The 14,403-nt window shown below is 45.4% G+C and carries 12 protein-coding genes; 6 read left to right on the forward strand and 6 right to left on the reverse strand.

Features of this window, described 5'->3' with window-relative positions; all coding sequences use genetic code 11:
• Positions 1-222: 222 nt before the first annotated feature.
• From ACCI51_RS00335 to ACCI51_RS00345, 3 genes are read left to right on the forward strand one after another with little or no spacing between them, the layout of a single operon-like run.
• Positions 223-699, forward strand: a complete 477-nt coding sequence (locus ACCI51_RS00335) for a MarR family winged helix-turn-helix transcriptional regulator (RefSeq protein ID WP_371842193.1) — start codon at positions 223-225, stop codon at positions 697-699.
• Positions 696-1,664, forward strand: a complete 969-nt coding sequence (locus ACCI51_RS00340) for a S41 family peptidase (protein WP_371842194.1) — start codon at positions 696-698, stop codon at positions 1,662-1,664. The genes ACCI51_RS00335 and ACCI51_RS00340 overlap by 4 nt, the downstream gene beginning before the upstream one ends.
• Before the next feature lie 42 nt (positions 1,665-1,706).
• The gene (locus tag ACCI51_RS00345; protein ID WP_371842195.1) at positions 1,707-2,192 is read left to right on the forward strand and encodes a GNAT family N-acetyltransferase; all 486 of its coding nucleotides are present in this window, start codon (positions 1,707-1,709) and stop codon (positions 2,190-2,192) included.
• A gap of 18 nt (positions 2,193-2,210) precedes the next feature.
• Here ACCI51_RS00345 and ACCI51_RS00350 read toward each other — a convergent pair whose 3' ends face one another.
• A complete protein-coding gene (locus tag ACCI51_RS00350; RefSeq protein ID WP_371842196.1) occupies positions 2,211-2,810 on the reverse strand; it encodes a pyridoxamine 5'-phosphate oxidase family protein in 600 nt (199 codons plus the stop codon).
• Between the two features lie 103 nt (positions 2,811-2,913).
• Here ACCI51_RS00350 and pdxR (ACCI51_RS00355) point away from each other — a divergent pair, with 103 nt between their 5' ends.
• The 3 genes from pdxR (ACCI51_RS00355) (at position 2,914) to pdxR (ACCI51_RS00365) (ending at position 9,100) form a co-directional block, all read left to right on the forward strand.
• Positions 2,914-4,386 (forward strand): MocR-like pyridoxine biosynthesis transcription factor PdxR, encoded by a 1,473-nt coding sequence (gene pdxR / locus ACCI51_RS00355; RefSeq protein ID WP_371842197.1) that lies wholly within the window; start codon positions 2,914-2,916, stop codon positions 4,384-4,386.
• Positions 4,387-4,627: 241 nt separating this feature from the next.
• Positions 4,628-6,034, forward strand: coding sequence for a hypothetical protein (locus ACCI51_RS00360; protein WP_371842198.1), 1,407 nt, complete (start codon positions 4,628-4,630; stop codon positions 6,032-6,034).
• A 1,602-nt stretch (positions 6,035-7,636) separates the two neighbouring features.
• Positions 7,637-9,100, forward strand: coding sequence for a MocR-like pyridoxine biosynthesis transcription factor PdxR (gene pdxR / locus ACCI51_RS00365; protein WP_371842199.1), 1,464 nt, complete (start codon positions 7,637-7,639; stop codon positions 9,098-9,100).
• A gap of 161 nt (positions 9,101-9,261) precedes the next feature.
• Here pdxR (ACCI51_RS00365) and ACCI51_RS00370 read toward each other — a convergent pair whose 3' ends face one another.
• The 5 genes from ACCI51_RS00370 to ACCI51_RS00390 form a co-directional block, all read right to left on the reverse strand.
• The gene (locus ACCI51_RS00370; RefSeq protein ID WP_371842200.1) at positions 9,262-10,323 is read right to left on the reverse strand and encodes a lipase family protein; all 1,062 of its coding nucleotides are present in this window, start codon (positions 10,321-10,323) and stop codon (positions 9,262-9,264) included.
• A 78-nt stretch (positions 10,324-10,401) separates the two neighbouring features.
• Positions 10,402-10,992 (reverse strand): peptide-methionine (S)-S-oxide reductase MsrA, encoded by a 591-nt coding sequence (gene msrA / locus ACCI51_RS00375; protein ID WP_371842201.1) that lies wholly within the window; start codon positions 10,990-10,992, stop codon positions 10,402-10,404.
• A 63-nt stretch (positions 10,993-11,055) separates the two neighbouring features.
• Complete coding sequence (locus ACCI51_RS00380) at positions 11,056-12,240, reverse strand: iron-containing alcohol dehydrogenase (RefSeq protein WP_371842202.1); 1,185 nt, start codon at positions 12,238-12,240, stop codon at positions 11,056-11,058.
• A gap of 233 nt (positions 12,241-12,473) precedes the next feature.
• Positions 12,474-12,935: a hypothetical protein gene (locus ACCI51_RS00385; protein WP_371842203.1), complete on the reverse strand. Its 462-nt coding sequence runs from the start codon at positions 12,933-12,935 to the stop codon at positions 12,474-12,476.
• A gap of 24 nt (positions 12,936-12,959) precedes the next feature.
• The gene (locus ACCI51_RS00390; RefSeq protein ID WP_371842204.1) at positions 12,960-14,348 is read right to left on the reverse strand and encodes an aldehyde dehydrogenase family protein; all 1,389 of its coding nucleotides are present in this window, start codon (positions 14,346-14,348) and stop codon (positions 12,960-12,962) included.
• Positions 14,349-14,403 lie beyond the last annotated feature (55 nt).

The raw sequence follows: 14,403 nt of genomic DNA on the forward strand, positions 1-14,403 counted from the left end.
ATTAAGCGGCAGAAAGAGTGGCGGGGAATTCCTAAATTTCGATGAAAAAAATATGAAGTTTATGTTTCAGTAGCTCTATTTGGCGACTCACCTACAATTGGCTTTCAAACTGAGTGTGGGCTCTCAACCCCCACACTCCGAAAAAACTACCAAGCCGCTATTTGCATTTATCCCGCGACGATATATAGTCATTTATATAATCACTTATATAAAAACCTGAGCATGCACTACAGCCAATTGGGAACTCGCCTAAGGCACTTGCTTGAGCTACTGGATGGCGACGTCAGTAAAAGCTATAGCGCCTGCGGCCTAGAGCATTACAAACCGCGCTATACACCGGTAATGCGCGCACTCATGCATAAGCGGGACGTCACGATCGGCGAGATTGTAGCCAGTGCACGATTGTCCCAACCTGCCGTTAGCCAGACCGTTAAAGATATGGTGACGCAAGGGCTGGTGGAATTAGTGACCGGCTCAGATGCAAGGGAACGCAGAGTTCGCCTGACTCGCAAAGGTATTTTGCTCCTGCCACGCTTAAAAGCGCACTGGCTAGCTACTGTATATGCAGAAAAAACACTCAACACAGAATTACCCATACCTTTGTCAGACCTATTGGACACCGCCATTAACGCCCTGGAAAAACATCCCTTCCAAGATCGAATACAGGGGCAAATACCTGCGGAGATAAAAAAGCGATGAAATCTTCTCTAGCCCTCATCCTGGCCCTACCCTTACTGCTTTACGCCCATTCAAGCCAGGCCGAAGAAAAATGCCGTTTTAATACCCACACGATTATTAAAGCGGCATCCGCCGCGATTAAGGATCAATATGTACTGTCCGATAAAGCACATTCCCTATCGGAAAAACTCGCTGCAATCTCTGACTCTACTGAACTAGAGCAGCATTGCCATGACACCCAAGCCTTCTCCAAAATAATCACTGAAAAAATTCGCAAACTCTCCGGTGATCAACATTTCTACCTGGAACATATTGGTGACAAAGAGAAATCCAACAATTGGATAGCGCAATGGCGAGCCGCAGCCCCAAAAAATAATTATGGCGTAAAGAAAATTGAAATATTTCCTGGGAATATTGCCTATATATCCCTTTCTTCTTTCCATACTTTTGAAAATGCCAAGCATACTTTGGGAGCAGCATTTACTCTGGTCCAGCATAGTGACGGTCTGATTTTGGACCTACGCGATAACGGCGGGGGCGACGAAGATACTGCAAATGCTATTCTTAAATCCTTTATTGACAGCTCTCTATCATTCCCTTTTGTGATAGAGAGCAGAGAAACGAAAATAGAACCGAAGCGTATCAGCTCCCTACCCTGGCCAGTCTATGGCACGGAAAGACCATTGGTTATCTTAATTAACAACCGATCCTTTTCCGCCTCCGAGAGTATTGCCTTCTCTCTACAACAATTGGGCAGGGCCACAATTATCGGCAGTGCCAGCGCCGGTGGGGCCCATATGATAGATGCCCCTCAATTCCTGCCATTTGGATTTGAGATTGGCATTCCCAATAGCCGCCCGATTTCTACACTGGCTAAAGGTCCGATTAATTGGGAAGGGCATGGGGTAAAGCCAGATATTGAGGCCGCTGATCAAGATAGTTTACAGATTGCTCTAAAAACGATAAAAAAACAAAGTGAATCGTAAATCATTCAAATGGACCTAGGTAATGGGGTTTAAGAATTAACAATGGTCACCTTTCTGCAACCGATAACCAAGGACAATTACGAAGCAGTTTGCGATCTAGATGTTTCCAAGGAACAGCAGAAATATGTCGCCTGCAATATGTGGTCACTGGTAGAGTCACAGTTCAATAGTGAATATGAAACCCGCGCTATTTATTCTGGGGAAAGTCCTGTTGGTTTTTTAATGTGGGTGAAGGAAAACCATGAAAAAATCTCTATATGGCGTTTTATGGTTGACCAGAAACACCAGAAAAAGGGGATAGGCCGAACTGCGTTGGAGCTAGCCTTGCATGAGATCAGGCAAACACCCAATATCAAACAGATAGAGATTTGCTATAACCCCACAAACCCAATAGCCAAAGATTTCTACTCCAGCTTTGGCTTTGTAGAAATCGGCATGGATGACGATAACGAGGACATGCTTGCCATAATCGATCTCTCCAGCTTCAAAAATTCAGTTAACGATAGCACCCTACCAAAAGAGATCTGAACTCACCGCAGATAAATGCTAACTAAACGGACAGGCAGGCTTGGTGCCACTCCAGACCGGTAAATCGAGATCTTCTTTATTGTCTGATGGCGCCCCTCTGCGACTCTTAAAAGAACCTTCCTCTATGGTCAGGCGCATCAAAGCCGTACCCTTGCGTTCCTGCACACTGGGAGTGCGCACCTGACTCCAACGGCCGGGCTCAATATCCTCAATGATGGATGCAAAAACCGTGTCAAATTCCTTCGGATTCTGCACCCGCTCACCACGACAAAACAAAACAACCGAGCGATAGTTGGCGCTATGGTGATACGCGGACTTGGCCAGCACCCACTCGTCGTAGCGGGCAAAAGAAATACATACCTGCTGCCCCGATTCCAGTAACTTCTGTAAACGGCTTTTATTGGGCACATGAAAATACAAAAAGTCCCCATGGCGCCATACCGTCATGGGAATAACAATCACTTCACCATCCTGGGTAAAACCAATATGCCCCAGCTTCAGTTCATCGACCAAACGATAAATATCCTCGCGACGATAACTCGCCCTCTTGGCGGCCCGGCGCACCCGGCTCTTTCCCGTAACCGAAAAATCGCTCTTTAAGGAATTTGAAGTATCCATTCAGAAAGCTCCCATAACGATATTTAAACAAGCTATATCGCCAATATAGGGAGTTACTGGTACCCTGATTAGATCCAGTTTTAGCTAACTTATGGTGCCAGTTTTGAATAACCCGGATTTAGCCGACCTGATCCTGGACCCTGAGCACCCCCTACAGGCCCAGCTATATCGCCGATTGGTGGAGTGGATTTGTAGCGGCCGGTTGGCGCCCGGCTGCAAGCTTCCCTCCTCACGCAGACTATCTGCCTCGCTGGATATCAGCCGCAATACCGTCACGCTGGTACTAGAACAACTCAAAGCCGAGGGCTTTGTTACCAGCCATGTCGGACAGGGCATTTTTGTATCTAGCGCCCTGCCCGCTTACGTACAGAAGCCACAGTACCAGGCATGGCATTCCCAGGACTCCGATGGTACAGCTCCCTTACCAGGGCTCTCAGCCCTTGGCCAAAAGCTGCAGACTGCCACGGCATTTAAAACCGACAGCGGCGTATCTCTACCTTTTTCACCGGGTATACCGGATCTCAATGCCTTTCCCTTATCTATTTGGTCCAGACTCTATAGGCGCCACAAAGATAGGTTTCCACTACTTGGCTATGGACACAGCCAGGGCCATCCACCCTTGCGCCAGGCACTGGCAGAATACCTGCGCAGCTGCCGCGGAGTGCTCTGTGATGAAAGCCAGATCATCATAACCAATGGCGCCCAGGAAGCCTTGAGCCTGTGCGCACAAGTGCTACTTGGCCCCGGAGATACCGCCATCATGGAAAACCCTGGCTACCGCCGCGCCCGCTGGGTGTTTCAAGCCTGCGGCGCCAAATTGGCATTGGCCGAATTGCAAAGCGGCTATTTAGACGTGGATGCACTAACCAAAAGCAAACTGCATGGCAAAGTCCTCTACACCACGCCAACCCATCAGTACCCCATGGGCGGAGTCATGCCTGCCAGTGAACGGCTAAAGCTGTTGGACTGGGCCAGCAAGACGCAATGCTGGATTTTAGAGGATGACTACGACAGCGAATTTTCCTTTAAGCACAAACCTGTCGCCGCTCTCCAGGGAATGGCAGAGCATACCCCGGTTATCTATATGGGCAGCTTCAGTAAAAGCCTGCAGTCCGGCCTGCGTTTAGGTTACATAATCGTTCCCAAACCCTTTGTACAGGCATTTGCTCGAGCAAAGGAAATACTCTCCGGCCACTCCCCCCTACTTGCCCAGGCGGTTGTGGCCGACTTTATTGACGAGGGACACTTCGTACGACACCTGCGTAAAATGCGCATCAACTATCGGGAAAAATGGCTGCATTTTTGCGATTTGGCACGAGATAAACTGGAACCCCAGGCGCAACTCATCGCAAGTAGTGCCGGAATGCACGTGGTACTCGCCACGCCCGGCAGGAATGACCTAGAACTGTCAAAGCAATTAGCCGAACACCGCTTCGGTAGCACGCCACTTTCTTTTTTCTATCCCGACAAGTCATTGAACCATGGCCTGGTATTAGGGTTTGCCAATACCAATAAACAGCAGCGAGAGGACTGTATAGATCTTCTGCAGAGTTTTTTAACACACTCATTCAGCTAGCAAACTTTCAATATCATTATTATTGGCAACAGCATTTCTATGCCATGGTCAGCAGAAAATATTGTTAGTGTATCTCCTATATACACTCTCCCTGCACATGGCTGGCCAGCCCTAGCCTGAAGTTATCCACACTTTCCTATTGCCGATAAAGACAACAACTTGGATGGATACACGCTGAAATAGCGAACTTTTTTGGCACAGGTATTGATCTATGGGGATCGAATTCAACTAGGCTGGGTTTATGCACAATTCCAGCCAAACTTTAGATACTAATCAGGGTAAAGCAGCGCCTTCGTCAACGGCATGGCTAGCCATGATAAGCCTTTTTTTAGGCGCCGCTTGTATCCAACTGGTCATTATGCGCTGCCTGAATGGCAAGATGGCTCCGCAGGCCTTTGCAGCCGTATTAGAGCAGCATATTCGAACGGAAGAAGTTCCCGCAGCTCTTAAATCTTTAGCCATATTTTTCACCCCGCACATCACGATCCTGACCTACTCACTGCATTTTGCCATTCTACTTGCCGGGGTACTCTTAATATTGCGGGTATTAATGACTCTAGGCGCCCTACTCATGTTTGTGAGCTTCATAGTATTATGGGGCTTTACTTATATGGGCGAAAATAGCTGGTTCTTTGAGTTTTTATCACCGGCTTTGTATGCATTAGTCTTAGCGGTAAGCATCTGTAGCTTCACCCCGAACATTCAGAAACCATCCGATCAAGCCTCATCCCATCCAACCCCCTATCACCAGCGTCTATTGGGCAGTATTCTGGCACCCGATATAAGCTTTTTGTCCTGGTGCCTCTGGGTGATTGTGGCATCTAGCGTGTTGTTCGCGATATTTTTGATGTCGCGCAACGGCGGCAATCATATACTTCTAGCCAGCCTTTTATCCAGTATCACCATTGCCGCCCTAGCAATACTTTCAAAATTTTTAGACCGATATCGCATGATCTTTCAGACAGAACAATCCAACCTACTGGTAGGGCATTGGATTAACCTGTTCACCATCACCATTGGTGTTATGTTGATTTTCCAGGTTTATGAAGACAGCTTACTGAACTGGTTTACCGTAGAGGGCTATAGAGGGCTGGTGAAATCCTATGTAGAATACGGAAACACCCCGTTATGGTTTCGCAACGCATTAGCCTGGGTTGCAGAACATGCCAATATTTTTATGCCCATTCAAAGGATTTTCGAAGTCTCTGCCGCAATCTGTATGGTCATATTAGTTTTTCGGTTCCCTATCGTTCTATTGACTACCGGACTATTCGCCATTCTCTCCTTTACCGAATTCGGAGTAACCAATGTTTGGCCCCCAACCCCTGGAAAACCTCCAGCCTGGGTGTTTGAGCTACTACTCACAACGTTGGTGAGCTTAACCTGTGGTCTATACTATTTTTTTGATATGTTAAAGCACAAATCCTGGCGTTACTGTCTGCTAGGAAGTAAGATTTTCGATTCCATATCAAGATTTGACAAACGTTTATTGTTTTCCTTATTTTTCATGCTGTGGATAATCGCATTATCCACCCCCCCTACTAGTAAAGAAAGCGACATCCTCGCCTTGCACTTGACCTTTTTATCAATTGTTCCTTTATTTTATATTTTGCTACACATAGATAGATTTAGAATAGAGAATAAATAGATTTAGTTATCAATCAACCTTAGGAGCCACTGAATAATCCTGAGGTAATTTGGCACTACTCACCTACCCAGCAAGGCCACATTAAATTATGTATCAAGTGAATTTTGCCAATACGGAATATATTCGGAAACGCCGTAAAAATCACCGAGAGAACATTCTTTCTCAGATGGATGCCCTTATTCCACGGCAGCGGCTGGAAGTTCGGGCAGCCCCAGTTATCCACTAAGCAAACGTACCGACAGCCGTACCCTCTGAGTGTCAAGTTAGGTTTTGATTTAATATTAGAAGTTAATTTTTCAGAGACCCCATAAATCGCCCCCAGAAGATTTATCTGGCATAAATTATCTGGCAGACCATTTCCTGGTGCAAATATAGATCTTTGTGCCTTTTTAAGTTACTCGCTTTTTATTCTAAGCATAACTCTTTCCTAGAAAGACAACCGCTTGTTGCAGCATCTCATCAGTTACGCTTCATGCTTTGCATACTTGGCAGGGCCCAATATTTAAGCGCTGATGCCATGACCAGGGCGACATCCTCGCAGTCCAACAATACACCGAAGCTCTCTATTGATCGTCGATGGTTACCTTTCCAATAACTGGCGATTATTGCTTGTATGCATTCATATTTTTCCAAGCTATAAACCTAGTATCGCGCACTCTCTATCAACTGATAGTAGCTCACGGGTGCTTTTCTCTTGGTCTTTAGAGACGCCAACTCTGCCCGCTGGCCCCTATTACCAATTGTGCTTGTTATCCGAAAAAAAAGTAGCATCATTCTCTATAACTGATGGAATCAATTAAGACTATTTAGATGTTCACCTGAATCGCTTGCACCAATTATGGGATACGTTTATTAAATTCCCTAGATAGCCTACTATTTATGAACCCGCCCTCTATACCTCCCACTCATACATACCACCATTTATCGCACTATGAATAAAAAGACATACTACCGATATTAATGATATGAACAAAATTAAATTAGATACCATTTAGTTTGCAAGAAGAACCCACATGTTGGCCTTTATATATCAGCTGAGGAGACCTTTGTCGCCAAAGGACAGAAAAATATACCAACTAATTTTTTACAATGACAGACTGATAAGCACTCACCAAGGCAGCACCTACACAAGACTACCTATTTTATTATTAGATACCTATCAAAATATTTTTAATTTTTTTTGAAACTGTATAGTATCAATTGCCTGATAAAATTTGACAAACCTCCTGTAGAGAGTAAGGGCCAGTTTGAAAAAAACTATGGTGCCAGCTCCCGATAAGACACACAGACTGATACCATTAAGGAATTGCAGTCCCAAGTAAAAAATACTTTGAGTTGAAAATATAATCTATAAATACAGGTCAATTTAAAAGCCTATTGAGGACCCCCTCGCTCATTACAAACAAATATAAAACATACAAAATCACAAATGATTATTATTCTCAACAAGATGCCACAGCTAAACAATAAAAACCTCCCGAGAAAATTTTTTATGGATATTTCCTACACTTACACAGCCAAAAAATTAATTATAAGCAAGCCAATATAGATAAAAAATAAAACCTGACAAGATCCACTTTTGAATATTCCATGGTGCAAGCGGTGAGCACTCCAGACTTTTCTGACTTATCCCTCAATAGAACTCAACCCCTTCAGAAGCAACTCTATCAAGCATTGATAGAGTGGATAATTAACGGCCGATTAGCAGCAGGCTCAAAACTTCTGTCATCACGAAGAATGTCCGAATGCTTAAATATTAGTCGCAATACAGTTACCCAAGTTATAGAACAATTAAAAAACGAGGGTTGTCTAATTAGCAAGGCTGGAAAAGGTGTTTTTGTTTCCAAACACCTACCTCCCGGTATTGTTGAATTCCAAAACCCTCACTCTCTCAATAAGGAAAAATTCCGTGACAACTCCTTGCCTAGGCTGTCAAAATTTAGTGAGTTTTTAAAATCCAGACCCCGCACAATATCCAGATGGCCCACACTACTTCCTTTTTCACCAGGAGTTCCTGATCTAAAAGCTTTTCCTTTTTCAATTTGGAATAAAATTTATCGACAACATCAAGATAGAATTCCAATTAGCGGATATGGAGACCCAACCGGATATCTTCCTTTAAGAGAAAGGCTAGCAGAGTATTTGCTTGTTTCACGGGGTGTTCGCTGCACTTCAGATCAGATCATTATTACGAACGGGAGGCAGGAGGCTTTAAACATTTGCGCTCAAACCATATTAAATTTTGGTGATTCTGTATTAATGGAAAATCCTGGATTTCGGGGTGCCCGATTTGCATTTAACTCAATGAATGCAAGGATTAATCTAATAAAATTAAAAAGAAATCATCTAGACATAGATCAAATATTAAATGATGACTTAAACGCTAAAATTCTTTATACAACTCCAAACTATCAGCATCCTATGGGCGGAGTTATCCCACCTGATGATAGAAATAAGCTATTGGACTGGGCGGAGAACTCTAAGTGCTGGATACTGGAAGATGAAGCCAGCAGCTCTTTCTCATTTCAAGAAAAACCACAAGCTGCTTTACAAGGCATGCGGGAAAATACCCCTGTAATATTTATTGGTAGCTTCAATAGGGTTTTAATTCCCAGCTTAAGATTAGGCTACCTTGTGGTACCCAAGTCAGTGGCATCATCCTTTACAGATACAAAATCTGTACTTTCAGGCCCATCCACCCTACTCTACCAGGCAATATTAGCTGACTTTATGGACGAAGGACATTTCGTTCGACATATACGTAGAATGCAAAAAAACTATCAAAAGAAATGGGACCACTTGTGTGAGTTAATTAGATTCTGGTTAGAGCCTAGTGTCGAACTAGTTACAAGTAGTGTAGCTATGTATGTAGTTATACTTACCCCCATGTATGATGATACTCGTCTTTCAGAAAAACTAATCCAAAGGGGATTTGGCAGTGCGCCTCTTTCACTGTCTGATGCTAGAGAAAAAAAAATATCTGGCCTGGTACTCGGGTGCGCCAATACAACCCGGCTTCAGCGCGAACAGCTTGTACAGTATTTAGCTGACATTTTAAAAAAATAAGAACAATAGAACTCTTTAGGTTCTATACCTGCTTAACCTATTATCCCTTTGGTTTTATTGTAAACGCTTAATTAGTTTCCAGAAAGCCTACAACAAACCATTGGGACTCCCTCCGAACGAACTTATAAAAACCATCCTAGATCGAGCTATATGTTCATTGACTAACGGTTAAATAAGTCTTGAACACTTTTGACACGCAGAAAAAGCAATTTGATTTTTTCTGGAATGGCTCTTGCTCCAACACTGCCTAAAAAGAAGAAATGCCCCCCCGGCACACTCTGAGAAAAGTATTTCCCTGAGGTTTCAATAATAGTTTTCAAGCCTTCCCATTGCGCAGGAGAAAGTTTATCTAAGCTCTTAACACCAAGTATTTCCTTAATCAAAATTCGATCCCGAATAAACGCCCAATCAGATACATTCAACAAAACATTTTCCGCATCACATTGGGAGTTACCATGGATAACTACAGGAAAAGGATAACTTTCATAGTCGAAAGTATTCGCAGAAAACAAACTTCCTTTAAAATCCTCAATAAAACGGTTAGCTTTGTACATTAAACCTGCACCGATCAAACCCACAGGAGTGGCTCCCAATATTCGCTCCCGATAGACATCCTGCTCCAGAATAGTATGACCGCTATAGCTATTCTGCTTTTCTAAAGATTTAAAGAACCATGGATATAAACACTCACGGTTAGCCAAACCCTCTGGTGTCATTGTGATATTCTCTGCATTTGCCTTTGGGATAAAGCCAGGAACTGCAGGATCTCCAGACATAGCGACAAACATCGCAATTGAAATATTTTTACCTATAGCCGCTCGTCCTAACGCTCCGGCAATTTTACACCCCATACTCCAGCCGCAAACAATCACTTCACCCTGTAAGTTATTTTTTGATCTCACTTTTTCAATCACTTCCACAACTTGCTTACCCCAGTCAGCAATTGTGAAACTGGGAAAGAAACCATCAAATATTTGATTAGCAATAGGATAAGATATCGCAAGAAAAGGATAGCCTGCGCGATGTACCCAATAACTGACAAAATCATCTTCACGAGTTCCTGGGCAACCATAAAAGATACGCGCCAGATGAGAGTTTCCCGGAACAAACACCATCAAAGGCTTAGAGGCATCGGCAGCAATATAGCGGTAGAGAACGGGAAACCCGGCCGCAGAAACTAAGACTTCACCTTCCTGTAACTTCCCTATTGCTGTTTTTTTCATACTCTTGTCATAACCGCCACCCACTTTTCAAGCTTTAGGAGTGGACCTCAGAGAGATATCGATATAGGCATCACTTAATTAACCCGATGCTTTACCCCAAACTTCCTCAAGCCTTTGATCGCGCCCACAGCGGAAACGATAGTATTTATAACGCAGGGGATTACGTTGATAGTAGTTCTGATGGTAGGCCTCTGCGGGGAAAAATGTCGCCGCCGGTTTTATCTGGGTGACAACTTTCTTACCCAGCTCAGCCTCTATCTTCTTCTTACTCTCTTCAGCCAGCTTCTTCTCTTCTTCATTGCCATAAAAGATCTCTGCACGGTACTGGTCGCCCCGATCACAAAACTGGCCACCGGCATCAAAGGGGTCTACATTGTGCCAAAAAATATTGAGTAACTCAGAATAACTCACTTTGTCTGCATCATATTTAACTTGCACCACCTCGGCATGGCCGGTACCACCAGCAGAAACCTGATCATAGGAGGGGTTCTTCACATGGCCACCGCTATAACCTGAAGTGGTTTCCAGCACACCTTTGACCTTGTCAAATGGTGGCTCCATACACCAGAAGCAACCGCCGGCAAAAATCGCTGTGCGGATATTAGGAGAATCCTGGGCATATCCGAGGGTGGCTGACAAAAGAAGTAACAGAGCTAAAATACCGCGCATAACGAATTCCTCTGGACAATTCTATTGATAGGTAATCTTCTGTCGGCTTATAGAGGGAAACTCTTACAGTGTGACAGCACCCTGGCAGGCGCGCAGGAAAATATCGCGGTATTCCACCGCATTAAAAGACATAGGGTTACTGGCGGCAGAGGGATCATCCGCAGCCATACGACCAACCTTATCGGCATCATCCGTTCCAATACCAATTTCTTCCAAGGTATGCGGAATACCCAGCTGTTTGCGTAGGCCTATAACCCAGTCATACACGGCATCAAAGCCATTCTCAAACCTGTCTTTTCCGCTCAATTGCAATGAAAGCGCCAATTGTCCCATGGGAATCTCTATGGCGGGCCGATTTGCGACAAGGACATAAGGCATCAATATGGCATTGAGTAGGCCGTGGTGCTTATCGTAAAGCGCACCAAGAGGGTGTGCGAGGGCGTGAATGGCCCCCAAGCCTCGCTGGAAAGCCGTTGCTCCCATACAGGAGGCTACCAGCATCTGTTGTCGCGACTTCAGCTCGGTACCAATCATGTACGCTCGAGGAAGATAATTCTTGATCAGCCGCATGCCCTGCAGGGCAATGCCTTCCGCCATGGGGTGGTACATCCGCGAATAATAGGATTCCAGGTTATGGGAAAGGGCATCCATCCCTGTGGCCGCAGTAACTTCGGGGGGCAGCTCAAGGGTTAGTTCAGCATCCAGGATTACAATATTCGGCAAGATATTCGGATGAAAAATCAATCGCTTGATTTGCGCGGCGTCATCAGTGATCACGGCTACCCGCCCCACTTCTGAACCCGTTCCAGCCGTGGTGGGTACCGCGATCACCGGAACCATGCCGTTCGGGTCGACGCGTTTATAGTTATCGCCAATATCTTCAAAATCCCAAATGGGACGATGCTGCCCGGCCATTAGGGCGATCGCCTTACCGGCATCGATGGCCGAGCCACCACCGAAGGCGATTACGCCGTCGCAATTTTTAACTCGTAACAGCTCGACACCACAGTCAATATTCTCACCGTTGGGATTCCCCTTGATTGAGGAGAAAATCTCTACCTTTAAGCCATATTCCTTACAAGGCGCTAATGCGCGTTGAAGCAATGGTATGCCGGCAATACCGGGATCCGTTACCAGTAAGGGGTGCTGCATATTGAGATCAGAGCAGGCTTTGGCAAGATCTGATATCCGGCCGGGACCAACCCAAATATTGGTAGGGAAATTCCAGTTAACCCGGTATTTATCCACATTATCCTCTCTGCCTTTACCGCCTAACCACTTAAAATTTCTAGTTATCCACAGTCTCTATGCGTTTAACCGATAGGATAAGGTTAAAAACAAACTTTCTGTGCATGGCCTCGCCGCTATCTGGATATCCCACCTGTAAAAGCTCGGGGTTATTATCCATAGGCCAAACTACAGCTGAAAAAAGCACGATTGTCATTTTAGTAATTGGACCTATAAAACCAGCAGAAGCATCATTAATCGACTACATCTTCTAAGGGCTCGATAGATTCAACCAACTTAATCACTGGAGTAAAGTCCACTGAATGACAGTCACCTTGATAGGACGCTATCAGTAGATCGCTCCCATCCCCCAAAAACCAATTTGCCGAACACTTCCCTTCCGATGTAAAAGTGACAAAGTAACCGGAATATTTGCCAATCTGTACCGAAGAAACTGGATGCTCCAAAGGATGCATTTTTAAGAACGCACTGGGGTCTCCTCCATTAACCAACAACTCTTTCCTCAGAAAAAACCCCATCACATTGCCTGTATCATTCTGGCAAAATTCTATCCCCACATAGTCATTATATTCTCTGCGTATCGACCAACCATCAGGGACCTCTAAAGCAATATCTCTATAAACATAGGACTCCGCGTTTAGCACTAGGGGATAAGTTAAGAACAATCCATAAATACAACAAGTAATCCACCTCACAAATTTTCCCTCTTTACTGGTTTACTAGCCCCCAACTTTAAAGTGAAATGATTTGGGCCTGGTTAGCTGCTCAAACCCGACTCTGGACAAAGTACACCCCCTGCCAGACTGTTTAACTCCGCTCCAGGCCAACTCTGGGTCTAAATAGTCGCAGCGATTGAGGAAAACGGTGCCCACTCGCAAGTGATCGCCAATTGCCAGGGCAGTTTCTTCATCTTGTGAAAAAATAGCTGCCGTCAAACCGAAAGGGCTGTTATTCATTAATTCTAGAGCTTCACCATCGTCATGCACTTTTTGCACCCCTAAAACCGGGCCGAAAGATTCCTCGCGCATTAGCCGCATTTTGTGGCGCACACCGGTGAGTAGTTGCGGCGCCATATACTGAGTGCCGCGTTTGTCCTTGGAGAATTTATTACTCTGGAGGTGGGGCTGGGCGCCCTGTGCCAGTGCTTCGTCAATTTGACCTCGCACCTTGTCGGCAGCCTCCGCATTGACCAACGGACCCAGGGTTGTGTCAGAATTATCGGGCCGCCCCAACTGGTAGTCACCCACTAATGAAGCGGCACGCTCAACAAACTCATCAAACAGATTTTCATGCACATAGGCACGCTCAATACCACAGCAGGACTGACCGGAGTTAAAAAAGGCTCCATCCACAACTGCTTCTATCGCCTGCTTAAGGTCTGCATCTTCCCGCACATAAGCCGGGTCTTTACCGCCCAATTCCAGCCCCAACTGGATAAATCGGCCAGCGATAGTGCGCTCTATATTGGCCCCCGCATCCACAGAACCGGTAAAAGCAATATGTTGAATTTCATCAGCACAGGCTAAACGTTGTGTATTTGAATGATTGAGATGTAGAAACTGAAAGACCCCGTAGGGCAGGCCCGCCTCCCTAAAAGCCTCCACCATGCGCTCCGCGCATAAAGGCGTTTGCGCAGAGTGTTTTAATATGACCGCATTACCGGCCAGCAGGGATGGCACCACCGCATTAACCGCAGTTAAATAGGGATAGTTCCAGGGGGCTATCACCAGGGAAGTCCCCAGCGGCTCACGGCGTATAAAACGGGAAAACCCCGGCTTGATTGGCAAATGGATATCTGCGAGAGCCTCTTCCGCCAAGTTCGCCATGGCGATGGCACGCTCAGCAAAGCCATCTATTTCTCCCGGCGCATAACGAATGGGTCTGCCCATCATCCAGCAGATTTCCTCTGCCAGTCGATGCTTTCGCTCAGTAAAAAATTCCACCGCACGGTGGACTATGGCAATACGCTCTAACATAGGGGTCAAGCGCCAGGCCCTTTGCGAAGACGCCGACCTATCCAGGGCTACACGAATTTCAGCTTCGCCGGCCAAGGCCCGCTCTAGATACACACTGTTATCAACGGGGGAAATACAACGCAGGTGGTGCATTTTAACTATCCGTTATCGCCGGCATAACCGGCATACATTGATTTCCCTTCAACAT

This window comes from Microbulbifer echini (assembly GCF_041447225.1).
Lineage (GTDB): Bacteria > Pseudomonadota > Gammaproteobacteria > Pseudomonadales > Cellvibrionaceae > Microbulbifer > Microbulbifer echini.